The 26,680-nt window shown below is 35.1% G+C and carries 21 protein-coding genes; 18 read left to right on the forward strand and 3 right to left on the reverse strand.

What is annotated here, in order from left to right:
* Nucleotides 1–739: 739 nt before the first annotated feature.
* The 11 genes from VIO64_RS00105 (at nt 740) to VIO64_RS00155 (ending at nt 12,223) form a co-directional block, all read left to right on the forward strand.
* A complete protein-coding gene (locus VIO64_RS00105) occupies nt 740–3,253 on the forward strand; it encodes a hypothetical protein (protein WP_331913950.1) in 2,514 nt (837 codons plus the stop codon).
* 586 nt (nt 3,254–3,839) lie between these two features.
* Nucleotides 3,840–4,010 carry a SymE family type I addiction module toxin gene (locus tag VIO64_RS00110; RefSeq protein WP_331913952.1) on the forward strand — a complete coding sequence of 57 codons (171 nt, stop codon included), beginning with the start codon at nt 3,840–3,842 and terminating at the stop codon, nt 4,008–4,010.
* A gap of 6 nt (nt 4,011–4,016) precedes the next feature.
* Nucleotides 4,017–4,181, forward strand: coding sequence for a hypothetical protein (locus VIO64_RS00115; RefSeq protein WP_331913954.1), 165 nt, complete (start codon nt 4,017–4,019; stop codon nt 4,179–4,181).
* Nucleotides 4,182–4,199: 18 nt separating this feature from the next.
* A complete protein-coding gene (locus tag VIO64_RS00120) occupies nt 4,200–4,544 on the forward strand; it encodes an SLOG family protein (protein WP_331913956.1) in 345 nt (114 codons plus the stop codon).
* Between the two features lie 266 nt (nt 4,545–4,810).
* On the forward strand, nt 4,811–6,034 hold the full coding sequence (locus tag VIO64_RS00125) for an IS110 family transposase (protein WP_331913959.1): 1,224 nt from the start codon (nt 4,811–4,813) through the stop codon (nt 6,032–6,034).
* Nucleotides 6,035–6,093: 59 nt separating this feature from the next.
* Nucleotides 6,094–6,399, forward strand: a complete 306-nt coding sequence (locus VIO64_RS00130) for a hypothetical protein (protein ID WP_331913961.1) — start codon at nt 6,094–6,096, stop codon at nt 6,397–6,399.
* Nucleotides 6,400–6,527: 128 nt separating this feature from the next.
* Nucleotides 6,528–7,826 (forward strand): aldo/keto reductase, encoded by a 1,299-nt coding sequence (locus tag VIO64_RS00135; RefSeq protein ID WP_331913963.1) that lies wholly within the window; start codon nt 6,528–6,530, stop codon nt 7,824–7,826.
* A gap of 41 nt (nt 7,827–7,867) precedes the next feature.
* Nucleotides 7,868–8,509 carry a bifunctional 2-keto-4-hydroxyglutarate aldolase/2-keto-3-deoxy-6-phosphogluconate aldolase gene (locus VIO64_RS00140; protein ID WP_331913965.1) on the forward strand — a complete coding sequence of 214 codons (642 nt, stop codon included), beginning with the start codon at nt 7,868–7,870 and terminating at the stop codon, nt 8,507–8,509.
* Between the two features lie 650 nt (nt 8,510–9,159).
* The gene (locus VIO64_RS00145) at nt 9,160–11,313 is read left to right on the forward strand and encodes a hypothetical protein (protein WP_331913967.1); all 2,154 of its coding nucleotides are present in this window, start codon (nt 9,160–9,162) and stop codon (nt 11,311–11,313) included.
* A gap of 267 nt (nt 11,314–11,580) precedes the next feature.
* Nucleotides 11,581–11,796 (forward strand): helix-turn-helix transcriptional regulator, encoded by a 216-nt coding sequence (locus tag VIO64_RS00150; protein ID WP_331913969.1) that lies wholly within the window; start codon nt 11,581–11,583, stop codon nt 11,794–11,796.
* Entirely contained in the window at nt 11,783–12,223 is a 441-nt protein-coding gene (locus VIO64_RS00155; RefSeq protein WP_331913971.1) for a hypothetical protein, read from the forward strand. Before VIO64_RS00150 ends, VIO64_RS00155 begins: the two co-directional genes overlap by 14 nt.
* 143 nt (nt 12,224–12,366) lie before the next feature.
* Here VIO64_RS00155 and VIO64_RS00160 read toward each other — a convergent pair whose 3' ends face one another.
* Nucleotides 12,367–12,675, reverse strand: coding sequence for a hypothetical protein (locus VIO64_RS00160; RefSeq protein ID WP_331913973.1), 309 nt, complete (start codon nt 12,673–12,675; stop codon nt 12,367–12,369).
* Nucleotides 12,676–12,999: 324 nt separating this feature from the next.
* Here VIO64_RS00160 and VIO64_RS00165 point away from each other — a divergent pair, with 324 nt between their 5' ends.
* The 3 genes from VIO64_RS00165 to VIO64_RS00175 all read left to right on the forward strand — a co-directional run bounded on the left by VIO64_RS00165 (nt 13,000) and on the right by VIO64_RS00175 (nt 16,076).
* Nucleotides 13,000–13,236 (forward strand): hypothetical protein, encoded by a 237-nt coding sequence (locus tag VIO64_RS00165; protein WP_331913975.1) that lies wholly within the window; start codon nt 13,000–13,002, stop codon nt 13,234–13,236.
* Between the two features lie 77 nt (nt 13,237–13,313).
* The gene (ybaK, locus tag VIO64_RS00170) at nt 13,314–13,802 is read left to right on the forward strand and encodes a Cys-tRNA(Pro) deacylase (protein WP_331913977.1); all 489 of its coding nucleotides are present in this window, start codon (nt 13,314–13,316) and stop codon (nt 13,800–13,802) included.
* 39 nt (nt 13,803–13,841) lie between these two features.
* Nucleotides 13,842–16,076, forward strand: coding sequence for a fibronectin type III domain-containing protein (locus VIO64_RS00175; protein WP_331913979.1), 2,235 nt, complete (start codon nt 13,842–13,844; stop codon nt 16,074–16,076).
* A 259-nt stretch (nt 16,077–16,335) separates the two neighbouring features.
* Here the strand turns inward: VIO64_RS00175 and VIO64_RS00180 are convergent, their stop codons facing one another.
* On the reverse strand, nt 16,336–17,721 hold the full coding sequence (locus VIO64_RS00180) for a copper amine oxidase N-terminal domain-containing protein (protein WP_331913981.1): 1,386 nt from the start codon (nt 17,719–17,721) through the stop codon (nt 16,336–16,338).
* A gap of 352 nt (nt 17,722–18,073) precedes the next feature.
* Between VIO64_RS00180 and VIO64_RS00185 the strand changes: the two genes are divergently transcribed.
* The 3 genes from VIO64_RS00185 to VIO64_RS00195 all read left to right on the forward strand — a co-directional run bounded on the left by VIO64_RS00185 (nt 18,074) and on the right by VIO64_RS00195 (nt 24,026).
* Nucleotides 18,074–19,672, forward strand: coding sequence for a hypothetical protein (locus VIO64_RS00185; RefSeq protein ID WP_331913983.1), 1,599 nt, complete (start codon nt 18,074–18,076; stop codon nt 19,670–19,672).
* A 293-nt stretch (nt 19,673–19,965) separates the two neighbouring features.
* Nucleotides 19,966–22,320 carry a GH36-type glycosyl hydrolase domain-containing protein gene (locus tag VIO64_RS00190; RefSeq protein ID WP_331913985.1) on the forward strand — a complete coding sequence of 785 codons (2,355 nt, stop codon included), beginning with the start codon at nt 19,966–19,968 and terminating at the stop codon, nt 22,318–22,320.
* A gap of 5 nt (nt 22,321–22,325) precedes the next feature.
* The gene (locus VIO64_RS00195) at nt 22,326–24,026 is read left to right on the forward strand and encodes a glycoside hydrolase family 3 protein (protein WP_331913987.1); all 1,701 of its coding nucleotides are present in this window, start codon (nt 22,326–22,328) and stop codon (nt 24,024–24,026) included.
* A 182-nt stretch (nt 24,027–24,208) separates the two neighbouring features.
* Here VIO64_RS00195 and VIO64_RS00200 read toward each other — a convergent pair whose 3' ends face one another.
* Nucleotides 24,209–25,180: a tyrosine recombinase XerC gene (locus VIO64_RS00200; RefSeq protein WP_331913989.1), complete on the reverse strand. Its 972-nt coding sequence runs from the start codon at nt 25,178–25,180 to the stop codon at nt 24,209–24,211.
* A gap of 471 nt (nt 25,181–25,651) precedes the next feature.
* Between VIO64_RS00200 and VIO64_RS00205 the strand changes: the two genes are divergently transcribed.
* Nucleotides 25,652–26,335, forward strand: coding sequence for a sugar-binding protein (locus VIO64_RS00205; RefSeq protein WP_331913991.1), 684 nt, complete (start codon nt 25,652–25,654; stop codon nt 26,333–26,335).
* Nucleotides 26,336–26,680: the final 345 nt, after the last annotated feature.

Raw genomic sequence — 26,680 nt, forward strand, 5'->3', positions numbered from 1 at the left:
TCATGCTATTGTCAAGGGATTCAAAGAGAAAAAGTTTTGTACTGTATAGAATTGACCAAAACTACCTAAAGGTGTACTTTGGAGTCCCTCTGGAGCTGCTGAAGGAGTAAGCCTATAGAAAAACCGCCCTTTTTTGTTTTCCTTACAACGTAGTTCTTAAAAGAGTCCCCCAGTATCCTGTACTTGACTATGAAGAACACTTAAAGAATCAGGGCAGAAGCACATACTACTATCTGTTTATACAGTATGTGCTATCTGCCCTTGAAGGTGATTTTTATACGTAATATTTAAGCAGTTATTATGTTTGAAAGTTAAACATTTAAAGACAAATTATTGAAAAAAAGATTATAAAGTATATTAGACAAGCAATCAATGATTTTCACTCAATGTAGTATAATCGACATTGAGTGAAAATTCAAAGTTGGATGAAATACTCTGTACAAGGAGTGGCCGCTGGAGCCTTGCAGGCTATCTTAGTGCAATTCATTTTATCAATGATGTTTATTTTAATTATGTATTTTAAATAAATTTATAAATTTAATTTCTTACCTAATAGTTTTTTGTAAGCATTTTGTAACTATTTGTAACTGATTTTTAAAGCATTTTAATAATACTAATAGTACAATAACTACAACATACCGTTGTGTAACAATTATGAGTTTGACTTTGTAAGCTTTATTAATGCTTTCTAAAAAGTATTAATTTATGATGATTATTATTTTAAAGAGGAGAGATATATGTGAATCCCAAAATTAAGATTGTACTTCTTGTGTTTGCGTTATGTATTTTAGTTACTGCGTGTTTGGTTAATAAAATCAATTCAATTCAAAATAGCAATAGCCTAAGTAGCAATAAAATTTCTAACACTACTGTTCCAACAAACATTTCTTTTAGCCATATTAATACTCCTTCGGACAGCAAAGTATCGTCCGAGAATAAAATAGATCTAGATAATCTAGTGAAAAGCTTTGTCTTTCCTCCAATATCCATTGACAATTTAAACTTTAATGAAGAATGCCCAGGACTACCTATTGAACTTATAAATAAACTTAAAAAAGCTGTATATAAGGATAATTCAGATTCATTGATACATGAGTTAAATGATAATAGTCTGATGATAACAGCTAAAGATTTTACTTTCAAGCCGAATCAGAGTAGTGATATTGACATTTCAGAAAAAGATTTAAATGATGCAATACAAAACGGAGCTTCAAATTTTCTTATATATAAATGCGATACTAATGGAGATGGAACTGATGAAATCATTATGATTCAGAACTTAAAGTATGATTATTCATCTTCAAACATAGCTTATATACTTAAAAAATTGGGAGATAAATATGTTTATGCTGGCTATGATTTTCTTGGTTATTATCGCTGTTTTGCAATCTTTAAGAATAATGGCAAGTTCTATTTGATTGCAAATTACGATGATTATAATACAAAGACAACAAAAGCTGTAGGAATATTTTCTTTAAACGGCGATAATAGCGACTTTATGTGGCTTCTTAAAAATCAACATACTTACATCCGAAAAATAAGTGATGGTTACCAATATAATTTATTATATAAAAACATAAACGCTCCTCTTGTTAGTGATGTACAAACATATGTTAATGAAATAGGCACTGATTTAATCTATACTGACAGGACTCATAAAACATTTTATGGCAATGAAACAGAGAGATACGATTTGCTTGATGAAGCAAGGGATAACAATCCTCAATTAATCTTTTGGAATATAAATTCGGTTGATGTAAACAATGACGGAAAAGACGATTTTTTTGACAGGAAGATACTATATAACGGTGGCGTCGATGTTACGGAAACCAGGGTCAATTGGTATAATCCCAATACTAAAACGCTATACCCTGCCCCGTTTACCGTATGGAGGCCTAATCAATATTTTTTGACCCAACAGTGGTTTAAAAGAATTGGTGGAAAAACAATAATTTTTTCATTATACCACAAAAATTTCGAAGAAATATATCTACTGGATGCTAGGATCAACGAAAACGGTCAGACAACTATACTACTGGATTACATGATCAACATGAAGACTAACATCGAGCTTTCCGATTATTGGGATTATGATGATACAAATTTCGTGAAAATTGATTATAAAGATTCGGATAATGAAAAAGCCTTCCCAGAAGATATTGACAAAAGAACAAAACGCCTTGCTGCAAAAGTACAAGGTGGTTTTGCTGCGGTAAATTACAAAGACAAAAATATTCCTAACAGCTTAATTATACTGCTGGAGAAAGCGTTGTTTAATAAAAACTTTGATAAACTGAATTTGGGCACGTCTTCTTTTGAAATAAACAAAGATGACTTTTATAACAAATTTGGGCGATATACCTACTACGATAGTAAAAAGGACTTTGACAGATATGAAATTCATATTTATAAATATAGTTTAGATAAAAACACTTACTACTTAATGGTTGCCAATTCTGGCGGTTCGGCAAGGTTTGTTTATATACACTTATATAAGGAGACAGATGGTGAACTGAAAGTCTTGGATGACTGGACATCTTTAGATTTAAATGCCAGAGTTATCAAATATAACGGTAAATTATATTTCATAGAAAGCTCTTATAATTACTATTCCAAATATACTGATACAATCTATATTTATAGACTTGTCCCTGATAAAATAAAGGATTTTGTAGCGATTGAGTTTAAACCAAATAAATTTGAATGGGAAGAGGTATTTAATAACCATCAGCCATATGAAAAGAATATTACTTCTTATGTCGCCAGCATTAAAGACGATTTAATGTCTAAATCGCCTATAGATGATAATATACAGGTTTATTTGGGCGATGAAAAAAACAAAATTGACGCTGATAAGAAATTAAGACTAAAATCTGTGGGCAGAGACCATGATTATTATGAAATAGACTTTAATAACGATGGTGAGCCTGAGTATTTTGAGAGACATTTCTGGTTTCCCTCCAATTACACAACCTTGCATCTTATAAATAATATTTATAAGTTTACGAATAATAGAACCGTATCAATTGATGGTGATTTTAGCAGGGAAAACAGTACGCTAATACAATTATGGTTTAAGAAGATACAAGGCAAGGTATTTACATTTAGGTTATTTTTGAATAGTGGATATAACTATTTTTTAAATGTATCATTAGTAGAAGATACAAATGTTACACAGATACAGAGCTATCTCATTGCACCAAAAAATAAATTTAACATCAGTGCAAAAAACGCGAAATTTCAAGGTATGTAGAATAAATCAAGCCTAAGCTTAATTTAAAATACTCGGTTTTATAAATTATAGGGCATGCTAATATATACTCATTGTAAGTATAAAAAGTGCTTTTATTAAGAAAATCATCCTTTTTGTATTGTTAATGAGGATTTGATTTGCACTGTGTAAATATCAAAATATACATAGTTAATGATCGTTGATAAAGAATAAAATATTTTATATGAAACATATTGCTGTTATAAATCACATACAGGATAAGAAAAGGTATACGGTAAAAACTTTACTGTATACCTTTTCTTATCTGACTCTGAAAACCCACATTGTAGATGCTTTTTAGGCCTACAAAGACACAACGACGATTCATATAAGTATAGCCCTGTAAGAATTACAAAAAAGGGCGGTTTTTCTATAGGCTTACTCCTTCAGCAGCTCCAGAGGGACTCCAAAGTACACCTTTAGGTAGTTTTGGTCAATTCTATACAGTACAAAACTTTTTCTCTTTGAATCCCTTGACAATAGCATGATATAGCGGTATTTTTTGCTTCAGCTTATGCAGGATATACAGATTCATAGGCTAGCAAGTATTTTATGGAGGTACATTTTTATGGTAGCTTTATCATCTATCAGATCACATTGGCTGGACGATGCTCCAGCTGTCACAGTATCAGCAGAGTGGCTAAAGGATTTTGGGTTTGAGGTAGGATGCAAGGTAGTTATTGAGGTTTCACAGGGCGTCATTACTATAAAGAAAGTGGATAGTGAGGATGAGATATGAGGGGGTTTGAGAAGTTTTTACATAGGGCTGCCAAGGATTATGGCAGCTCAGTCTTCCAATTCAGGTTCTTTTTTTACATCCTGTATATCTTTAAGAAGCATTGATTTAGCTGCTTTTAGTTATTCAAGCTTTAGTGCAAAGGCTTGTATTTTTTACAGGCTTTTTCAGTAAATCTGGAGGGTTTTGTATATGAAGGTTTTAGTATCTGGAAGCCGTTTTTATAGGGATTACCAGAAGATTTTAGTCGTTGTCAAAAGCCTGGATATTGATTTGCTTATTGCCGGAGGATGCCGTGGGGCTGATACTCTTGCCGTTCGTGCTGCTCATCAGTGCGGTATAAGGTTTGTTGAGTATCCGGCGGACTGGCAGAGATTTGGCAAAAGTGCTGGGCCTCGGCGTAATCAGCAGATGCTGGATATGGAAAATCCAGATTTACTTTTGGTATTTCATGAGGACTTGGCAAGAAGTAAAGGGACTCGTGATATGCTTCATAGAGCCATCAAGGCAGATATTCCATACAGGATTTTTTCTTAAAGCATGCTTTATACCATGAATAAGGGCTGTTGATATTTGTGCGGGTTTCTGGCTTTGTCAGACTCTAACGCTTTGCAGAGAATGCCTTTATTCCTGGTTTTGAAGTTTTTCTAAAGGCTGTATTTTTTGATACGGCTTTTATAAAAGTTTTAAAACCTTTGCTTAGAAGTTGATGCGGGACTTTTTTAATAAGGTCTAACGCTGAGTTAGGGATGCTTAAGGTCAATTATGTACCTTGAAATATGAATAACTGGGAGGATGATTTAATGTTACACCCAAAGATGCGGCATGTCTACATTGGTTGCGACGTGCATAAACACCAACACACAGCAGTTTTAATTGATTGTTTTAGTGAAAAACTTGGTGAAATTACATTTCCAAATAAAAAGCAGGACTTTTCAAAGTTGATAAGTTTTGTTAAAAAGCTTACACCACAAGGAATTACACCTGTTTTTGCTCTTGAAGATGTGCTGGGAAATGGAAGGGAATTGGCAATATTTCTATTGGAAAAGAATTATAAAGTCAAATATGTAAACCCTTCATTGTCACAATCGGAGAGAAAAAACCAAGCCAATATAAATAAATCCGACAGCATAGACAGTCAATGTGTGGCAAACGTTCTTTTAAATAAGCTTGATTCCTTGCCGGATGCAGCACCAAACGACTTACATTGGGCATTAAATGAGCTTGTAACAAAAAGAAATACCTTGGTAAAAAATAATGTGGTTTTAAAGAATCAAATCCATACATATCTTAGCCATCACTATCCAAATTATAAGAATTTTTTCTTCTCACTAGATAGCAAAACGGCACTGGAATTTTTCAAAGTGTTTCCGTCCCCATCAAAATTAAAGGGAATTACCCTTCAAGAACTTACAGCCTTTCTAAGTGAAAAAAGCCATCATAACTGTTCTGAGAAAAAAGCACGTCAAATACTTGAGTATGTAGAGAAAGACGGAGATACGGAAAATGAATTTCAGGAGTTAAGGGATTTTATTGTCATATCATCAATAAAGCAAATCAATGATAATCTGACTATTATAGCGAGTATTGAGGAAAATATGAAAAAACTAATCCCCCAATTTGGATACAAGCTTGAAAGCATGAAGGGAATTAATGCTGTCACGGCAGCCGGAATAATTGCTGAAGTCGGTGATATATCAAGGTTTCCAAATGCTGATGCTCTTGCTGCTTACTGTGGGATTGCTCCTATGAGGTATTCCACAGGCCAGACAAACAAGAATTTCAGCAACAAACTTGGTAACAGGAATCTATATCAAATATTTTTCCAAATAGCTGTATCTGTGTTGAGTAATCCCATGGGAAAGCCTACAAATGCTTACTTTTATGAATATTATAAAAAGAAACTCTCATGTGGTAAAACGAAAAAACAGTCAATCAAATGTATCATGAGAAAACTGGTAAATATCATTTATAAGATGATGCGGGATAAAACAGAATACCGGGAACCAGTAATTCCAATAGGATAATAGAAATGGTATAATAGATAGAATCTGAAATCAGGTGCTGGTGATAGGAGGATTAAATCATGGGAAGAGTAACTTGTATAAAACATGGTGCAAGCGGAATATCACTTGTTTGCTTCCATATATCAGAGGCTTTTTTCAAAAATATTAGGATCGATCTTAATACTATAACTGACGAATTTTGGGGAACACATTGGCTATGTACAAACTGCCTTGAGTTTTATAAAAAGAATACTCAAACTGAAGAATTTATTAACAAGTTTCTGAGCATTTTTAAACCGATTTGTTGCAAGTGCTTTTATGAGTGGAAAGATTCATTAAATATTAGTACGTTAGAATCGCATGACGTGGATATAGATTCACTTTAATATATATATGGAAAGCCATTAAGGAATATCAGAGGTGCAGAAAGCATTTCAAATATTTTTGGTATAATGGAGTAATAAAGAGTTTGCTAAAAATATTACTAGTAAAATACAGCTATAAGGGGTAAGGTATGGATTTGTATGATTTTGAAACTGAATTTAATAAAAGTTATAATATTGAGAAATTAAAGGTTGAATCAATTAAAGAATTAGAAATACTATTGTATTCAGATAATCCTAGTAATGAAGTTATAGAATTGAGAAAAAATTTAGAGATAGAAGAAACCAGGAGTACACTTAAAATAGAGTTTGCATTCGTTATGAGATACAGGGATTTAGGCAGTACAGGGATTAAGGTATCTGAAATATCCTTTGGAACAATTCCCATATTAAGCGGAGATTGCCCTGTGCTTCCTGATTATTACAGCCCGGATGAAGATACTGCGATGGGTATAATGGAGTATGCTTTTAAGCTTGGTTGTAACCTTTTTGATACCGCTATCGTGCCCGAATATGGGGATGCGGAGATTAAGCTTGGCAAATTTGCTGCTTTTGTGGGAAGGGAAAAGATAATAATATCGGATAAGGCCAGGTTCTTTTATGGAGATGATATGTATAAAGCTGTGCACGAGTCTTATAAAAACCTTGGCACCCATGCGGATATTTATTTTGTACATCAGGTGGACGAAGGAAATGAGGATGTTACATTTGGTAAATACGGTGCTGTAGAAGCCATGAAAGAGCTTAAAGCGGAAGGTAAAATCAAATTTGCAGGTATTGCTTCCCATTATTATGATATCCTATTAAGAGGTGCAAAGGACAAGAGGGTAGATGTCCTCCAAGGCAGCGGCAATATTCTTGAAAGGGGCATGCTTGACCGTATGGAAAACGAACCGCTTTTTATACAAAAGGGTATCATTATAAACAAAGTATATGCTGCAGGAATACTACCGTCCTTCTTTCCTATTAAAACCCTTATATCAGGTGTGCTTTCATACCCAGTATCAAGTGCTTTGATAGGCTTGGGCACACTAGAACAGATAGATCCGGCAATGAGTTATGACCCTGAGTATAACAACGAGCCTAAGTCCGATAAGACTCAAGGCTATATCCGCCCCACGTTTTCACAGGTAATGCAGCTTCTTGAAAAAAGCTTTAAACCAATTCCGTGCGACAGGTGCCAGAGGTGCAGATGCATATACGGCACTGAAATACATATAATCTTCAGGCAATACAATTATTATTTTCTCGGTAAGGATTACTGGGCACTTAGAAAACTGGATCTTGGCATAAACCAAAGTGCTGCTAATTGTAAAAAGTGTTTGGAAATGTCATGTATGAAAAAGTGTCCTCATGGTATAAATATACCGGAAACTGTGCAGATGATAAAGCGGTTGGTAGAAATTCATATCAGAAATTCAATTATTTAATTGACATCATGATTATTGCAAAACATATGAGGAGAGAGTTCATGAATAGAGATAAGCTTGAGATACTGGATATTATAAAAAAGAACAGGATCATTTCAATTATTAGAACCGATAGCTTCGATAAAGCTTACAAATCAGCCGTTGCTATAATTGATGGAGGTATTAAGGTTTTGGAGTTTTCCTGCACTATGAGCTTTGCAGGAGAGCTTATTAAAGAACTCTCCAATAAATACAAAGATACCGATGTCTTGATAGGGGCAGGCACGGTACTTGATACTGAGACTTGTAAAATTGCTATGTCTATGGGTTCACAGTTTATTATCAGTCCATGCCTTAATGTTGAAACCGCCAAAATGTGCCTCCGCTATCAAATTCCATACATTCCCGGAGCAATGACGGTAAAGGAAACGGTGGACTGCATGGAGGCAGGTGCGGATATTGTAAAGATATTTCCTTCAGAATTATTCGGTCTTGCCATCATTAAAGCCCTGAAAGGCCCGCTGCCACAGGCACCTCTAATGCCTACAGGTGGTGTCAGCATCGACAATATCGATACATGGTTTGAAGCAGGAGCTATGGCTGTAGGAGTGGGAAGGAACCTGTATGCCAGTGCGGATTCTTGTGATTATCAGGCAGTTACGGAGCTGGCTCGAAGGTATGTGAATAAGATCACGGGGATATAATTGCCGTAGTTACAGAACGCTTACCCTTAAGCCTGTGTTCTAGCATACTCACAATTACAAGAGATAGTAAGGGATAAGTATTATGATTATTGTCATCCGAGTGTGGAGATATTCATTTAGAAGGCTTACTAGCGGATCAGGAGTTGACTCAAGACGACTCAGATTTGAGAGTATATTTGTACCATTAATGCTTGAACTATCAAGTTCTTCCTCCCAGAATTTAATTGATAATGATGACGATGATCTACCAGAAAGATAGTGGTTACCTCTTTTTATACGATGTCGTCAATTTTCTTAAAAGTTTAGGTCAAATTGAAATAACTAAAAAGCTTGAATATGTATATGCTTTTATGGCATTTGCAAACTCTTCATGCCACTCATTACCTGGATACCTCACACTCGCTTTTTATTCCATAATCCCCATAAATTTATATAATTATGCAAATATTATCAATTTTTAGCAGGAATTTAGGCTTTAATACAGAATTTATATACTTATATTGAATTTTATTACAAATTTGGTCACAACTCGAAGTATATCGCGATTATCTGTCAAAAGTCCAGCCTGCAGGTTCAAGAGGATTGCCTGTTATGGATATGGACCAATTTCAGCTTTTAGCCACCACCAAAAATAAAGGAGGAATCCGAATATGGGTAAAGAAATGTCCAACGGTATTATGAACAGTATCTACCAAAAGATCAATGAGTTTTTAGGTGCAGGGGATCAATTATTTGTAATGGAATTTCCGGCAAGACCGCTAAACGGACGTATGTACGAATACTCAACGGATGATAGGAACAGTGTGTTGACAAAGCCTTACACAATTTCAGAGGCAGAATTCAGATTATCGGACGACCTTTACAACATTTCACCGATTGTTCAAGGTGCCAACGGCGAAAAACTGTCTGTTGTATATGAGACTTTACTGAACAATTATGTTCCGAGGTTGGACAATTTAAAAGATTTTGTTGCAGATAAGGCAGAAATCAGGAAGTGGCTGTTAGGACAAATAGAGGATGAGATAGACGGCCAAAAGGTAGTATGTTCAAGAATAGAGTTCTGCCAAAGACTCTTTGCAAAATATTTGGATCTAAAAAACAAATGGACACAGGAAAAGGATGCAAAGTTTGATTCGTATAGGGTAAAGGATGATTTGGACGGATTTGCAAAATGGGTATCATCCGAAGGTTTAGTTAGGGATGAGCAACTTAACAATTTCTTTAATGATGTGGTAGTCAGGGGAAACTATCACGAAGTCCTTACTTTTCTAGGCTTTCTGAATGTTTCTTCTCCAGCTGAGTCCCTGGAATCTACAAAACAAAATATGCGCAATTCGGTCAGGAAGTCCTTGGATGCATCAATGAAAGTATACCCGGTGCAGTTCCAGCCGAATAACTGGTTTAAATCCTTAAAACCCAACTTTAGCCCTAAAGATTTAACCATGTCGACAGAGATTCTTCTTTCAGAATTCAAATCAAAACAAAAGCAGTTGGAAAAGCTTAAATCAGACTTAGCTCAATTGGAACTTTTTAATATTGACCAGGCCGAGATCCAAAACCTTGAAAAGGAAGTGGAGGCTGGAAAAGTAGCTTTCAGGCAAGCGGAAGCTCAGTTAATAAAAAAATATGGTGATGGTGTAGTAACTGCATTTAAGGTATATTTGAATGCTCAAACAGGAGGAGCACTGTCTGGTTTAAAAAACATAAAGAGTGAGGATTTTGATAAAAAAACAGCAGATGCATTGGGATTGGCACAGGATGTAGTAGAAGCCATGCTGGGAACTTATAAGGCACAGTCGGACTTTATCGATAAGGCTGAAAGCCTAACTCAGCTTCAGGCAAAATATGCAGAAGCCAATGCTCACGACTATAGGTCTCAAATGCTCAGGATAAAAGATCAGATAGCTGATATAAATGCAGATATAAATTTTTTGAAGCCATTGGTTGGAGGTGTATTATCGAAAGAAAATATTGCTGGAGATAAGGAAGACCTGCCGTTAATCCCAGAAAAGCAGCAGGAATTATCCGATTCCGAGTTTACCGACATAATTATTACGACTGAAGATGCTGAACAGGCATCCAAATCAGACTCCTATTCAACCGCATCCCATAGCAGTTGGAATGTAAGCGGCTGGTTCTTTTCCGCCGGCGGCAGTTCAAGCAGTTCTTATGCTAGCTCAAATCAGGAATCTCTGGCAACAGACAGTAAATTTGAAATCGGTTTCAGGGTTACTAAGGTCTCTATCGATAGAGGCGGTTGGTTTAACCCTAATATTTTTAAAATTGCCCATGCCTTTCAGAGACTTGCGGAATTAAGAGCAGGTGCCGGATTGACAAAAGAAGATATTCAAAATGCTGTAAATACGTCTACACCTACAAATAACAAACTAGCCAGCCTTCTAAAATATACTTCAGATGATAATATCTCGTATAACTATGCTCTGCCTGGTTATCCTATAGGGTTTGTAATAGCCAAGGATATTACTATTAAAATATCAATGACAGAAGATAAAAGCAAAGTTATGAGCCAATATATGGATAGCAGCAGTTCTTCAGGCGGAGGGTTCTTATGTTTCAGCTGCTCCAATTCCTCTTCAAGTAAAAGCTCAAATCAAACTTCTTATCACGGTTATCATGCCGATCACTACTATATCAGAATTCCCGGGCCACAAATTCTAGGCTGGTTTGTTCAATTGACACCAAAGGACAATGCAAGTCCATATTCCAGCCTGGATAAATCAGGGGTGGCTGAAGAACTAAGGAAGGAATTGCAAAAGTATGACAAGATTGGCAATAAGGAATAAACGGCTGGTAAATATTTGACGCAGATTACAAACACGCCAAAATTAGTATGATTAATGAAGAGCACAACAAGCTTCTCTCAACACTGAAATAGAGCCTTAAATAATATATGGCTCTATTTTTTATGTCAATACACGATATTTTGACGCTTACAATTATGTTATAAATAAGTATTAACCTATGTCAGATACATTTTATGCACCCAATAATGTCTTATATATTTGACATATAGCATGATATATGTTATTATATGTCTAGAGGTGATGAGAATGGCTAAAAACTTGCGGTTAAAATCTGCTCGAGCCGCAAAGGATTTATCTCAGAAGGCATTAGCAGATATGGTTGATGTCACACGCCAAACCATAAATGCGATTGAGATGGGCGAATATAATCCATCAATTAAACTATGCATTGCTATATGCAAAGCACTGGACAAAACACTAAACGATTTATTTTGGGAGGAGATAGGCAATGAAAAAATGTAATTTTGATGAGCGTCAATTATTTATTCGGGGTAATATTTTCAAACACGTGACAATTATTATGGCAGCACTGCTTATTCTGAATGCCTTCTTGATGGATAACGGCATAATATGGGCTGACGCAATACATTCCAATTTCATTATTTTACTCATTTCTGTGGCTTTCGGTTCAATTGAGATGATTTTCAAAGAGGCATATATCCAAAAAAATAGTGCACAAAAGATTAGTGTTATTCTAATTGGAATTTTATCTGGAGCACTAATTATTCTCTCTTTAATTGATTTCTTCGTTGTAGGAGATAAGTTTATAGCAAGGAATCAGCTTACGCACGAAGGCGGAACATTTATAGTGTCTGTGCTGTTATTTAGTATATTTGTTGGCTTTATCATCAAATCTATTATTCTGATAAAGGCAAAAAAAGAAGAATAGACATGATCTTTTTTGTATTAATATCATATCAAAAATTTAAATAAATTCCAGGCAAAAGAATAATAAAAAACGCCTTACAATAAGTACTAATTCTCCATGCAAGTTCGTTTCAAAATCAGCAATCCACATAGCCTTCCTATATACTAAAGTATAAGCTTATCTGCCTCAAAAACAGAGTATGGGATGTAAAAGTTAAAGTCTCTAAATGAACCTGGTTCATCTACATCGTCCAGCAAAAGATGGATATCCAATTTGTCTGACAAGACCAAAAAGCTTATTTTGTCAAGATAAGCTCTTATACCTTTATATCTGCTGTCCAGCATTACCTTATATCTATTTTCATCAAACTTTTTTCGGTATGACAATTCTTTCCGGATGTATTTATCTATTACACTTATAGTCAATAAATGAGTAAAAACCCTAAATCCCTTGATAGTAGCCCTATCATTCATAGATATAAGCCTCCCTGTGATTTATATAAATATCTATAATTTACAGAAGTTTAGTATCAATCTATTAATTGGAAATCTAAACATTGTCATTTTATCATATGAATCAAAGATTTAAAAGAATATATTTATGGGAAGGTAGGTTTGCCCCCCATACTCAAATCATGAACAAAATTTATAGCGTAAGCAATTTTTTGATTATGCCTTAATACTGACAATGGCTTGATATTATCACAATAAATCAATATAATTATTAATATAAAACTATTGTTACGCAATGGGTAAACAAGGAATACTTTGTTTTTATATTTCTTAAGGAGGAGTCAAATGTTAGAATTTCTAGGTGGTATAATAGAAATTGTTTTAAATAATAAAAAAGTGCCTAAATGGCTTAAATTATTAATAGGAACTTGTTTGCTTCTGCCAGTAATTATTTTACTTCTAATAGGAAGTATCGTATCTTTATTCTCTAAAGAAATAATGCGTTCATTTTTAGGCTTGATTGTTGCGATAGGATTGTTTCTGTTATGGATATTCTTTTTATATAAATCTAGAAAAGTCTGAAGAAAGCATCTTGAATATCAATATAATTGTTGATGAAAACTAAAACTTAAAGAGGAATAACAGGAAGTGAGATTACATTGGAAAAGATAAAGACAAATGTCATGAGGATTCTTGATAGGGCAAAAATCAAATATAATACATATGCATATGATCATAGTGATGGCATGATTGACGGAGTTTCGGTGGCAAGTAAAATGGGGCAGCCTGTTGAGCGGGTATATAAGACTCTTGTGACGCAGGGAGCAAACAGGGAATACTTTGTTTTTATAATCCCCGTAGCTGAAGAGCTTGATTTAAAAGCGGCTGCCAAGGCTGTGGGACAAAAATCGGTTGAGATGATTAAGGTGTCGGATATTAACAAGGTTACCGGTTATATTAGAGGAGGATGTTCTCCTGTTGGAATGAAAAAGGAATACAAAACTGTAATTGACAGCTCTTGCGAGAAGCTGGATGCTATCATTGTAAGTGCAGGAAAGATAGGCCATCAGATTGAGATAGCACCTAAGGATCTGACAAATCTAATAGGGTGTAAGACAGAAAGAATAGCAGCAGAAAAGGACATATAAATTGTTTGTTTTATATTTTGAATAGGGAAGGTTACTAATATGAAACTGAAATTAATAATTATTAGCTTGTTCATCTTTACTTCTTGCTTATTTCAACTAAATATCTATGCTGACAATAACATTTCGCAGCTTGAGATAACAGACATGAAGATAGAGAATATAAGTTATTATAGTGCTGAATTAATCTGGAATACAACAGATGAAGCTGAATCAACACTATTGTATTGGGAAAGTCAGAATTTTAGTCCTGATATGATAGGAACTAAAAAAGGAAGAGAACACAAAGTATCATTAAATAGACTGAGGCCTGACACAAAATATTATTATCAGATTTACCCTGATAAAGCTGATATAGAATTGGATGTTAATAGTGAGATATACTCTTTTACAACAGCAGAGTATAAAATATCTGATGTAAAAGTACAAAACATAGGCTATACAAGTGCAGATATAAGTTGGAACACAACGTATGAAGACAAGTCAACAATTCTATATTGGTCAAGCAAGGGAGATATGGTAGATAAAATTGTTACCGGCGAAAGCAAGGCTCATACAGTGTCATTGCATTATCTGATGCCGGATACTAAATATTATTACCAAATATATTCGGATAATTTGGATTTATATACAAACATTAGCAGTGAAGTTTTCTCGTTTAATACAAGGGAATCTATTAAAATAACCAATATAACTGAAAATAATATAGGAGATAATACTGCGGAAATAAGTTGGAATACAACAGATAAAGCCAAATCAACAATACTGTATTGGTCAAGTCAAGGTGAAATTATTAATAGTATCCAAACTATAGAGAGTAAGGAACATACAGTGTCATTGCCTTATATATTACCAGGAAAGAAATATTATTACAAAATATATACTGAAAAGCCTGACTTATATATACATGTAGAAAGTGATACATATTCATTTACAACACCAGGTACTGATACCTATCCGTTTATGAATATTGATGATAAAGTAACAAATATCAAGGCAGAAAATATAGGATATAGAAGTGCAGGAATAAGATGGACCTTATTGGATGAAGCAGATTTAACATTAAGATATGGAACAAGTCCTGATCAGATGTATGAAAGTATTGAAATTGCAGATGGAAATGATAACAAAGCTTTATTATCCGATTTAGTGGCAAATACAGAATATTATTACCAGATAAGTATATATGACCCCACTTTGCAAGCAACTGCAACAAGCGATATATATTCATTCAAAACTGAGGATTACAAATTAATAGACTTGAGTGTAAAAGATATAGATAGCGTAAGTGCTAAAATAAGCTGGACAACAACGGATGAAGCTAATTCAATAATACGATATGGAATAAGCCCAGACCAGATGAATGCTGAAATAGAAATTACAGGAGGTAAAGAACACACAGTAACAATAAGAGATCTTATACCTAAGACTAAATATTATTATCAGATATATACACGTAATCCAGAGTCAAATATATTTGTTGTAAGTGATTTATATTCATTTACAACAGCAGGTTGGTATAAAATAACAGATATTGCTGTTAAAAATATAGGATACACAAGTACGGAAATAAGCTGGACAACAACGGACGGGGCAGATTCAATATTAGCATGTGGTAGAAGTCCCATGCAGTTGGGCGATTGCATTTATACTTCAGAAGGTAAAGAACATAAAGCAACAATAAATAAATTGCAGCCTGGAAAAAAATATTATTTTGCTATTCAAGCAGAAAAAACCTATTTATCAAATAGTCACAAATATATAGTAAGAAGCGAATTATACTCATTTACAACAGTACAGGATTCATATAAGATTTCTGGATATATTTCACCTGATTTTATAAATATCAAAAGCAACACTTCAAATATAAAGTCAGGCTTCAAGGTAGAGTTAGAAGGCATCGGTTTAAATGCAGTAAGCGATGAAAATGGGTACTTTGAAATAATTGATATACCATCAGGGTGTGATTACACTTTGAAAATAAGTAAACCCAATTATCTACATAGAGAGATAAAAAATGTGGCTATAGAAAATGATTTGCAGATTAGCAACTTGGACGGACCAATTGATATATGGGCTGGAGACATAGCTAAAGAAGGCGTGCAAGATAATGTTATAAATATAATGGACATTATTGAGATGGCTAAAGTATTTAACAGCTCAATTGGGGACATCAGCTATAAATTGGAATATGATTTTAATAGTGATGATGTAATAAATATGCTTGATATTGTTATTGTGGCAAAACATTTTAATTGTAGCTCAAGTGATTATTGAATCAAGGCATTAGTTCCTGCTTAGTGGTTTTTGCTGATAATTGACATGTCAATCTTTTGAATGATAGAATTATTGGTATTAAAGAAGGAAACCAATTATTTTTACACTATAAATAAAAAGCTTAAGAGTAAATTTAATCCACAATTCAAAGAAACGTGCTAATGCGAGTCAAAAAGCAAGTAACCTTTAAAAAAGAAGGTAAGGAAATGAGCAAGTAGCTTACCCATTTCAACTTATTTCACTATGTTTATATACTTAATTAAAAAGTGTCTATTTCTGCAGTATTTGTGTTAGCATTCCAATTCACCTTAGCTCCAAGACTTTCAGAAATAAACCTTAACGGTACAAAGGTTCTATTATTATAAATTTTGGCCGGTACATCCAGTTTTACAGATTTGCCATTAATTTTGGCATTAGTGCTGTTAATATGCAGCTCAACTTTTGTTAAGCCTTTTTGCCCCAATATGGTTTTTGTTTTCTCATTCCATTCAACCTTTCCGTCTAAGGCTTCAAAAATAGCTCGAACAGGTACTAATATCCTGTTATTTTCCATGACAGGCGGTACTTCATCTATTAGTAGCTTCCCGTTGATTGTAATTTTATTTCTTGCCATATACCAGTCATATGTTTGCTGCTCATCCGTATTCAAGCCATCTAACTGTATATCCTCAGGAATTGGGGTATTTGAAGGCGTAGGCATTTCATCTTCTTTTGTTGTTTCTTTGTTAATCTGCTGATGATCAGGATAAATTACAACTGGAGTATTCACTGTTTCATCATTACTGTCTATTATCGTAAGTAATATAGTTCCTGGATTTATTGCTGTTAAAGTCAAAGTATTACCTGTTATTTTTATGTCGGCTTTAGCATCTTGTGCATAAAAAGCATTCTCCGGTATTTGTGCACCCCCATATAGCAAAAACTCATCTTTTTCCATAACCTTAGCTTCAAGTACTTTAAATTCCCCTTTTCCTCCATAAATTGAGGCCGTTACTGTCTCACTAGCCTTTAAAGTTATAACAGGGGGCTCTATCCCAATTGAATCACTGTATAAAGACATATACTCATTAATTATTTCTATAGCTTCAGGCCGCATGTCCTGTTTCAATGTTTTGTCATTTAATACATCTTCATATACTTTCCATACCTTATACCAATCATAGCTCAAATAATCCTGTGCCTTAACGATAGATGTAACTATAGAAACCGTAAGACTGTTATTAATTTTTTGCGTTGCTTTTTCCAATAAAGGTATTGCGTTTTGTGGATTAAAATAGTCCCCCATGCAAATCAGATACCCAATACATAATAGCTCACTTCCGCTTAAGCTATCTAAATCAAGTTCATTAACAGATTTATTGTATGTAAGTTTTGTATACTCATTGGCTATGTTTTTGCCATAATAATTCCAACCAAGAGCATTAATCACAGCAGCCTTAATATCAATTGGATTATTCTTGTTCGATAAGTAACGGGCAATTTCATCACTTACAAATCTTAACTCTGCTGCCTTTTTAACTATATTAATGTCAAGGTATGCTTCATAAAACTGCGTATTAGTGACAGGTGAATCAGCAAAGCTTACTTGTGGAAACATTTGTAGTAAAATAGTGAATAACAGTAAAAATAAAATAAATTTTCTCATATAAACCCCTATTCTACCGCAGCCGCTAGCGGCAAAAATAATAAAAGAAATATGCGGCATACATGACCCATTCAATCCATAAATAGTATAACTTCTTTTATTCTCCAGTTCAAGAACAAAATCGCTTACGATTTTGCGATATTCCGAAACTGCCGGGTAAGAAAAAATAGGAATTTGGACTTATTGACGTAAATATCCATAAATGCTACAATTTAATGATCAGTCATGATCATTAAATAACTTCCGCTATAAATTTCGCTCATGTGTTGACTTAACTCGTCAACACCCGCTCAAAAGCGGGAGTAATTTTTCATTCATGCCTTAGTATAATAATCTCCGAAAGGAATTAACTATGTTTTGTCCTAATTGCAATTCAGAAGTTAACAATAATTACAGTAAATGCAATTATTGCGGTTATAGTTTTAGCAATGATCATAAAAATGACTATGTCAACAATGACAATTACACCAACACTAACGACCAAAACCATGATGTTCTAAATGAATCTTATTTTTCCACTTATATTACAAGTTCACAGCAGGTAGATAAACAGTCAAGGGTATCTAAAAAAATCATAATACCCCTTGTGGCTGTTATTATTGTATTTTTGATTACGATACCGCTTTCCTTTTATCTGTACAACAATGTCTACCTTTACAACAAACAGGTTTCTTCAGTAATAGACAAAGTTGAAGTCAAGAACTTTAACGGAGCAAAGACAACCTATGACAAAATAAAGAAAAGCAAGCCTTATGGCATTCAAACCAAGGTCCTATCTGCTGTTGAAAAGGATTTAAAGGATAGGGTAGAGGTGCTGTCAAAAAACTTTATAGATGATAAACTGAGCTATGCTGAGATTGACAAATGGTTTAAAGGCCTTTCACAGTTGGATTTTTTAAAAAGCAGTATAGGTGAAAAGGAAAAAACCCTTGCAAAAATTAAAGACTCAAAGGATAACATGGCAGCTGCTAACAAAGCCTTTAAAGATAAGGATTACCTTGAGGCCATAAATAAATACAAGCTTGTTATAAAGGAGGACAGCAGCAATTTTAAAAAGTCCAAAAGCAATATAGATTCTTGCATAAAGGATATGTATGATTATTATATCGATGAAGCTGAAAAAATGAGCAGTGACGGCAAATATGAGGATGCATACAAAACTGTGCATGCTATAGAAAGCTACTATAAAGAAGATAAAAAACTAAAATCTAAAGAAGACGACTATTTAAAAAATCTTTTAGACGCCACTGTAAAAAAAGCTGATGCATTAAACTCTAAAAAGAAGTTTGATGAAGCTATAAGTGAGTTAGAAAAGATTAGTAATTATTTTCCCAACAACGCTACAATCACTAAAAAGGTAAATGCATACAGAAAAAACAAAATAGATGCCAAAGTTGCCGAGCAGGAAAGAAAAGAAAAAAGGAAAAAAGAGATCCTATCAAAACTTTCCAAGGGCTATTACCGTGAATTCGACCTTAATATATATTCGCCTAAGGGATACAGCACCAATAGTGTCAATATAAATGAGACCATAAACATAGAACCAAGGCTTTTTACCGATGTAAATGATTACGCCATTTTGATTTTGTATGCAGGCTTTGTTCAAAACACCCATATTAATTTTAATAAGGTAAACTTTGATGTGGACGGACAAATCATCGAGTGGAAAATAGATGCAAAGAATAAAAAGTCTCAGACAGGTTATGGCCAGGTGGCGGAGTGGTGCTTGTTATTTGGTTTTCACAATATAGAAATGCTTGATACGGTGAAAAAAATTGCAAACGCCAAAAACGTAACAATGATATTTGAAGGCAAAAAGCTTAGAAAGCATGTCCTCACAGCAAAAGAGAAGGAAAACCTCAAGCTCTTTTTTGAACTGTACAGCTATTACAATCATTTGAATGAAATTGATGAGTATTCCGAAAACTTTGACTTCAGCGAGTCTATATAAAAATGTAATAGATTTATCACTTTGCCGAATCTTCATGTTAAAATTCGGCTTTTTATATGTTTGGGAAATTTCCACAGCAAACTTCATCATATATCGAAAGTATTGTAGCACAGCGGTTTGGGGGTTATTTATAGCTTGACAAAACCACCTAATTAACTTATTATTAATTAGATGTAATAATCTCAACATTCCAATAGTATTTAATAACATAAATAAACAACTTTAAAGTATAATATGATCTAACCTTATATTTGAAAATATTTAATCAAATAAATTTCTCAGGAGGTAAAACTATGAAGTACGGCTATTTTGATCGTCAGGCACGCGAATATGTTATAGTAAGGCCTGACACACCAACACCTTGGATAAACTATATCGGAAGCGGTAAGTACGGCGGTATTGTTTCAAATACTGCAGGAGGGTACAGCTTTCATAAGGACCCTCAAAACAGAAGGGTTTTAAGGTATAGATACAACAATATACCTATGGATAGGCCTGGAAGGTACATATATGTCAGGGATTCGGTTACCGGAGAATATTGGAACCCGGGATTCCAGCCTACAATGAAAAAGCTTGATTCATACTGCTGCAGACATGGTATGGGCTATACCACTATTGAAGGTGAGTATAATGGTATAAATGCAGATGTTACATACTTTGTACCCGATGACAGGGACTTTGAAATATGGATTGTGAAGGTTAAAAACAATCTTAACATTGCAAAGAAAATGCAGATCTTCACATATGCCGAATTCTGTTTCTGGGATGCAATTGCAGACCAGCAAAACGTTGACTGGGTTCAGCAGATAAACCAGGGACGTTACAATGACGGAATAATTACATGGCATCCTCACCATGTAGCAAAAAGTGCTGCATTTATAGCTACAGGTGAAAAGGTTTCCAGCTTTGATACCAATCTCGAATCATTCATTGGAAAATATAGATCTGAAGCAAACCCAATAGCCGTTGAGCAGGGAGCGTGCTCCAATTCAATTTCACTTCGTCAGAACGGTGTAGGTGCCTTCTGCATCGATGTTGAGCTCAATAAAGGTGAAGAAAAGGAAATAGTCTTTGTTCTTGGATATGCTGAAGACAAAACTTTATTAAAAGACGAATTAAAAGAATACCTTGATCCAAAGGGTGCCCATGCCGCACTTGAAAGGCTCAACAATTACTGGAATGAATACACTTCCAAGCTGTTTGTCGAAACTCCTGATGAAGAAATGAATTTATTCCTTAATACATGGAACCAGTACCAGTGTAAGACAACCTTCAACTGGTCAAGATTTGTTTCATTGTATCAGCTTGGTCTTGCAAGGGGAATGGGTATAAGGGACAGTGCTCAGGATACATTGGGCGTTATGCACACAATTCCTGAAGAAGCAAAAGGCCTTATCATAAAGCTCTTAAAATGCCAGTACACTGACGGTAGGGCTTACCATTTATTCTTCCCGCTTACAGGGGAAGGCGGATCGGGTGATGCTCCTGTTAAGAAATTCGACTGGTACTCAGACGACCACTTGTGGCTTATACTTGCTGTTAACGCATATATCAAGGAAACAGGGGATTACGCATTCCTTGATGAAAAGGTTCTATATAACGACAAGAAAACAGAAGCAACTGTGCTTGAGCACCTAAATAAGGCACTTGACTTTACTGCTAACAATTTAGGGCCTCACAAAATAGCTCTGGCAGGACGTGCAGACTGGAACGACACCTTAAACCTCGATGTAGGTTTGGGAGTTGCAGAAAGCGTATTTACATCAATGCTATATTGCAGAGCCGCATTGGAAATGAAAGAAATTGCAGAATTCCTCGGCAAGAAGGAAGATGCAGCAAGCTATGTAAAATTGTTCAAAACTATGAAAAATGCCATTAACGAAACCTGTTGGGACGGAGAATGGTACAAGAGAGCTTTCGACGATTACGGGAATGCACTTGGAACCAAGGATGCCGCATTCGGTAAAATATTTATAAATTCACAGTCATGGGCTGTTTTAGGCGGAGTAGCGGAAGGGGAATATGCAAGAAAATGCCTTGATTCCGTTGAAACTCACCTTAACACAAAATACGGAATTGTTGCAATGTATCCTGCATATAACGAATTTGACGAAACAAAGGGTGGAATAACAACATATCCTCCAGGAGCAAAGGAAAACGGAGGCATATTCCTCCATACAAACCCATGGGTAATGATTGCGGAAATCATGATGGGCAACGGAGAAAAGGCATATCAGTATTACAAGCAGATAATGCCCGCTGCACGCAACAACGAAGCTGATCACCTTGAGGTTGAGCCGTACGTATACCCACAGAATATACTTGGTAAAGAGCATCCTCAGTTCGGTATAGGAAGAAACTCATGGCTCAGCGGTACAGCTGCCTGGAACCTTGTTGCAGCAAGCCAGTTCATACTTGGTGTAAGAGCAGGCTATGACTGTCTCATAGTTGACCCATGCATACCTGCTTCATGGGAAACCTATAAAGTTAAGAGGATATTCCGTGGTGCAACATACATGATTGAAGTTCAAAACCCTGATAAGGTTAATAAAGGGGTCAAGAAGATAATTGTAAATGGAAATACAGTGGATAAGATACCTGTATTCCCTAAAGGAACAACACATACTGTACAGGTTATAATGGGGTAAATGTAATGAGTAAAGAATGGATAAATAAAACCCTGGGCAAGATGAGCCTTGAAGAAAAAGTAGGGCAGCTTCTGATGGTTTTTTTCCATAGCATAGCAACTCCCGAAAGCCACCAGAAGATAGTTAATGAAGTCTTAAAATACAATTTGGGCGGAGTGTTTCACTCCTCCCTTACTAAAGAAAGCCTTGTAAGCTTTTCAAAGGAAGTTCAAGCTGCCTCGAAGATACCAGTCCTTATAGCAGGTGATTATGAGTGCGGTCCAGGCTGGGTTGTAGACGGCGGCCTAAGGGTTTCCCGTCCCATGACCAGGGGAAATGCAGGGGACACTGAGCTTGAATACAACATTGGAAAGCTCATAGCACAGCAGGGAAGGGCAATAGGGTCATCAGTGACCTTCAGTCCTGTTATTGATTTAAACACCGACAGGATGAACCCTGATGTAAACATAAGGGCTTATGGTGAAGATGTTGATACCGTTTGCAAACTGGCAGTCCCTTACATAAAAGGGATTCAGGAAAACGGAATGCTGGCTTGTGTCAAGCATTTTCCCGGAAACGGTGCCACAGATATGGATCAGCATATCTGCACAGCTATTATAGACTGCAGCAGGGAAGAGATGTATGACAACTTCCTTGAAGCCTACAGGAGAACCTTCAGGGAAGCAGACCCTGCTTTTGTTATGATTGCACATCTTGAAGTGCCATCACTAGCAACAGAAATCAATCCTAAAAACGGAAGAATTGTTCCTGCATCGGTTTCAAAAGAAATCGTTACAGATATACTGAAGAAGGAATTAGGCTTTAAGGGTGTTGCAATATCCGACGCCTTAAACATGGGCGGTATTACCACCCATTATTCAAGGCAGGAGGTTGCAGTCAAGTCCATCCTTGCAGGAATAGATATGCTTCTGGTGTTCAATGAAGGCAACTTCAACCTGGAGTACGATGCAATATTAAACGCAGCAAAAGAAGGAATAATTCCAATTGAGCGAATAGACGATGCTGTTTCCAATATCCTTAATGCCAAGGTTAAGGCAGGTCTTCATGTTGATATGGGACTTCCATTTGAGAATACTGTTATTGATGAACTTTTTACTCCCGGAAAATACGACAAATTAAGCATTGAGGCTATTTCCAGGGGAATAACCGTATTAAGAAACAAAGATAATATCCTGCCAATTAAGGATATAAAAGGCAAGAAGGTAATAGTATTATCCACCTTCAATCCTGATGAGGAGACCTTGACAATACAGGGCCAGGAGCTTATAGTCATGCGAGATAAGACTCCTGAGCTTCTAAAGCAAAGGGGAGCAGAAGTTGAAGAGTTTGTTATACCCCTTCATATGACTGTGGGGGATATATACGACATTATAGGCAAGGCAAAAGAGGCTGATTATGTGTTCTTCAATTTCTTCATAGCACCCAGTTGGGGAATCGGTACCCTGATCCCCAACAAGAGCTCACTTAGATTTTTTATGTTCGGTCTTTTAAACATAGATACGCCTGTAATAATAACAGCTTTCGGAGATCCCTATGTGATTTACTATTGCCCAAGTGCCAAGGTATATATGTGCACATATGACGAAACACCTCCTGCACAGCTGGCAGCTGTTAAGGCATGGCTTGGTGAGGAGAAAGTCAAAGGAAGGACACCGGTAAGACTAAAGAGTATTTTTGAAAGAGGCGACGGAATTTTATTGGATTAGATTATCAAAATCCAAAAATATTATTACAAATTTATAAATATTATTACAAATTTAAAAATATTATTAGAAATGCGACCAAAAACTAATTTTATATTTGTTTATTATAGCATGCAAGACTAATTCCCTAAGTTATAATTTTTGAGGCTTTAATCTAAGCCTTCTTTTTTTGCCTTTTTTAACTACTACTTTCTCGAAAAATTAGACAGTGGATTATTGTCCACAGCGTCCTTAAGCTGCTGCTTGTCAAGGTGGGTATAAATCTCCGTTGTAGCAATGCTTTCATGCCCCAAGAGCTCCTGAAGAGCCCTAATGTCAACCTTTCCGTACTTATACATAAGGGTGGCTGCAGTGTGTCTTAGCTTGTGGGTAGAGTATCTGTTGGGATCAAGGCCTGACATCTTTATAAACTTTTTAACAATATGCTGCACAGTAACCTTACTGATACGCTGTTTTCTTTCACTTAAAAACAGTGCATTTTTGTCCTTTACGCCGTCTACCTTACGAACATACTTATATGACTCGATAGCATCAAGACATGCCTTATTTAAAGGAATCATACGTTCTTTGTCGCCCTTACCGATGACAGTGAGGGTGTCATTTTTTATGTTATTTAAATTTATGCCTACAAGCTCCGATAGTCTCAAACCACAGTTTAAAAATAGTGTTATTATTGCAAAATCACGTTCTGAATATTCGCCGCTGACAGAGTCTAGAAGCTGCTTGCTTTCCTGAACGTTCAGGTAGCGGGGGAGACGCTTTACTATTTTGGGCGATTCCAGCTCACTTGCAGGATTCACCTCTAATAATTTTGCCTTATTAGTTATGTAATTGAAAAAGGACTTGAGGCTTGCAACCTTTCTAGCCCTTGCATGGGCTGAATTATCACGGCTATTGCTAACAAAAGACATAAACGAATAAAGATCGCTTAAATTAACTGTTTTGATAAGATCAATATCAATGTCGGTTATTGTGATTTTATCAAATTCATCCTTGTTTTTTTCTATATTTCTATGTATTTTTAAAAAACGGAAAAAAACTCTCAGGTCATAAAAGTATACCTGAATAGTATTTATAGATTTTCCCTTAATTGTCTGCATATAATTTAAGAAGTCCCTAAGGATTAAAGGCATTTCATAATCATTTATATTTTTCATTTGTATACCTCGGAATATAAGAATTTACTGCAATTATTAATCCACTACAATAATATTATAATAATTATCTAGCGTTTTCAATATAAAAGCCTTTAAAGCACAAACTTTAGAGGCTCTATTGTTATTAAATATAAACAAAAATATGCTTATATTTAAGTCAAATTCAAGACATTTAAACAACAACTTAATGTAATACGCAAGAGTTACTCATATTCCAGCCACTGGTCGGTATTTTTACGATGGAATTGCTGGGATAAATTAAACCCGTTACGTATAAATTTTCATTATATTCTATGTTGGACATATAAAAATCTGCTGATTTGATATATGGTCTTTTTGTCAATCCGAGATATTTTATTTACTCTATTGAATTAGCTTAGTTGAATAGATCCTTCTTTATTTTTAGAAGAAATACTGATAGAATATATTATGCTCACAGCCAACTAATTTTACAAATGACAAGGGGGAGCCATGAAGAATGATATGCTGAGATTAATTTTAAAATTGATTATATACATTTCATTTATTACTACCATGATAACAAATTCGTTTTTTTTAACATATGGAGATGGGCCCAATGGGGGACAATACAATGCCAAATTTACCACCATCATACCAGTAGTAGATGGTGTTGGAGGTGACAGTTGCTGGGATATGGGAGATTGGGCACCTATTGAAAGCCTGTGGCTGGGTCAGCAACCGTCAAAATCCGACTTAAGCGGGAGATACAAAATTTTGTGGACTAAGGAAAGATTGTATTTTTTAATTGAAATTGTAGATGATTTGATTTCAGATACCCACAACGATCCGCTTACAGACTACTATAAGGACGATACATTAGAAATATTTATTGATGAAGATGGTTCAGGCGGTGATCACAGATATAGCCATAATGCATTTGCATACCATATTTCGGTGAAAGACTTTAATGCTGTTGATTTAAACAAAATTGAAGGCAAAAAAGTGGAGCTTTGGGTTGGAAAAAATTCAGCACTCATAGACAACAGCATTGTATTAATCGACCCAACAAACAAGGAATCAGCTCCATTTATATCTAAAGGCAGAACATATCTCCCGCTAAGGTTTGTCAGCGAGTGCCTTGGCCTTAAAGTAAACTGGAACCCGGAATTAAAAGAAGTTCAAATCCATAATTAATATATCTTCGACTAATGGAATCTATTTAACATTTAATATAATATTTTGAATAATTTATGTAATAAAATGCAAAAATAATAGAAAGGTTTGAACCACCTTTTCATTAATTAATTCCTACAGCAACTGTAAGAAAACATCTATTAGGAAAACTCACACATTATAGGATCTATTTATGTGTGAGTTTTTGCTTTAATATATTACAGTTTTTTACTTTTTACTAACAAATGACTGAATTAGCACCATAAAGAGAAAATACGTTTTATCATAAAATCCTCCTCCTGATTAAACGAAATTTTTATTTCGTTTAATCAGGTGTAAATCTTTTTACCTCTCTCCGATATTTAT

Origin of the sequence: Pseudobacteroides sp. (genome assembly GCF_036567765.1) — a bacterium.
Classification (GTDB): domain Bacteria; phylum Bacillota; class Clostridia; order Acetivibrionales; family DSM-2933; genus Pseudobacteroides.